The following is a 1,342-nucleotide window of genomic DNA, read 5'->3' as shown; positions in this document are numbered from 1 at the left end:
CGATCTACATCAAACCAAATATCTTTACGCTTCTTCCACTTCTTATAACGTTCTACAGCAAGAATAATCGATTTTGGGTATTTCTTTTTATTACGCATGACATTATTTGCATATTTATCAGCGAAGTTAACGCCTGGTGTAATAATCATTTGATTCCCCGCCATTTCGCTCGATGTGCTGCTAATTCATCTTGAGGTTCAATAGGTGTAATTTCCCCTGTGGTTTTTGGCACTTTTTGTACACTTTTTCCCTTATTCGTCATTCCTAGAGCATCTAGCATTTTATTCTTTTTATCGTTCCAAGTTTCAACTTGTTGAGCAAGTGGATGTTTCATTTCATTTGTTGCTCCAGCCTTGTTCTTATGCATTTTTGTGGGTGCAAACCCATCAGCTTTCCATTCATCGAACATAGTTTTATAAATGATAAAAGCATCTAAATAATTTTCAATTAATGGTTCTAAAGAAGGTGTGAAGAGTTCTTCATCAGTCAATAATTTTATGATTCTTTTTCGCTCTTCATCCCTTGCTACATCTAGCATTTCTAACTTTTTCTTTTTTGACATTCGAGCCACCTTCACACCCCCCTTTATTTTTTAAAAGTGGCGCAACTATGTATGTGCCCCCTACGCTACCTATCCTCCCCAAAGCAAAAAATTTTAAATTTGATAGGGGGGCTTATCCAAAATAACTTGGAAAAACCTTTTTCGGTTTATCTTCATTTTCTTCTTTGATGTGACATTTTGGACAAAGTAGCATTAAGTTGTTTATTTCTAATTTAAGTGTTTCATCTTGTTTAATTGGTATGATGTGATGTACATGAGCACTTCGACCAAAGACGAACCTTCCACATCGTTGACAGTATCCTTTCTCTCGTTCGTATACTTGAGAGCGAACAAACCTCCATGCATCCGTACGATAGAATGGTTTATTCTCGTGATGATAGATGTTCTTCTTATCTTTCTTCTTCTTTGGTTTATTACGCTTATGTTTTTCACAATAACGTCCCTTGCTTATCTTGTTATGGCAGCCGTTAAAGTCACAGTATTTCATGATAGTAAGGCAATTATGTCATCTTTCTTTGTAACATCAGCTGGAATCTCAATACCTAATTCAGCAGCATACTCACGCAACTGTTTCACTGTCTTGTTATTCAGTACTGGTACTTCACTAACCGCAGTCATATCTTTACCACTTGCTAAGTCCACACCAATGAGCATACTCTCAGGATTCACTGTTACTAAAAAGTCAGGATCTACATTATTAGGTACAAATAAACTTCGCTTTGCTTCATTATCCCAATACTCGGTACCTGATATTGTTTTTCTAATTTCAGTAATCATTTA

General features: G+C 35.9%; 3 protein-coding genes. All 3 read right to left on the bottom strand.

Annotation, left to right across the window (positions count from 1 at the left end; genetic code table 11):
• Positions 1–145: 145 nt before the first annotated feature.
• The 3 genes from ACIGHG_RS25630 to ACIGHG_RS25620 all read right to left on the bottom strand — a co-directional run bounded on the left by ACIGHG_RS25630 (position 146) and on the right by ACIGHG_RS25620 (position 1,339).
• Positions 146–571: a P27 family phage terminase small subunit gene (locus ACIGHG_RS25630; protein ID WP_396551300.1), complete on the bottom strand. Its 426-nt coding sequence runs from the start codon at positions 569–571 to the stop codon at positions 146–148.
• A 103-nt stretch (positions 572–674) separates the two neighbouring features.
• Positions 675–1,049, bottom strand: coding sequence for an HNH endonuclease (locus tag ACIGHG_RS25625; protein ID WP_396551298.1), 375 nt, complete (start codon positions 1,047–1,049; stop codon positions 675–677).
• On the bottom strand, positions 1,046–1,339 hold the full coding sequence (locus ACIGHG_RS25620) for a Rho termination factor N-terminal domain-containing protein (protein ID WP_396551302.1): 294 nt from the start codon (positions 1,337–1,339) through the stop codon (positions 1,046–1,048). Before ACIGHG_RS25620 ends, ACIGHG_RS25625 begins: the two co-directional genes overlap by 4 nt.
• Between the last annotated feature and the right edge of the window lie 3 nt (positions 1,340–1,342).

It is taken from the genome of Bacillus sp. NPDC077411 (assembly GCF_044543425.1).
Classification (GTDB): domain Bacteria; phylum Bacillota; class Bacilli; order Bacillales; family Bacillaceae_G; genus Bacillus_A; species Bacillus_A bruguierae.
The sequence above is the reverse complement of the archived record's forward strand: the minus strand, read 5'-3'. Positions and strand labels throughout refer to the sequence as shown.

What these genes read in the sequence shown, in the direction of transcription:
- ACIGHG_RS25625 (WP_396551298.1), bottom strand. Translation starts at nt 1,049, where the DNA reads ATGAAATACTGTGACTTTAACGGCTGCCATAACAAGATAAGCAAGGGA.
- ACIGHG_RS25620 (WP_396551302.1), bottom strand. Translation starts at nt 1,339, where the DNA reads ATGATTACTGAAATTAGAAAAACAATATCAGGTACCGAGTATTGGGAT.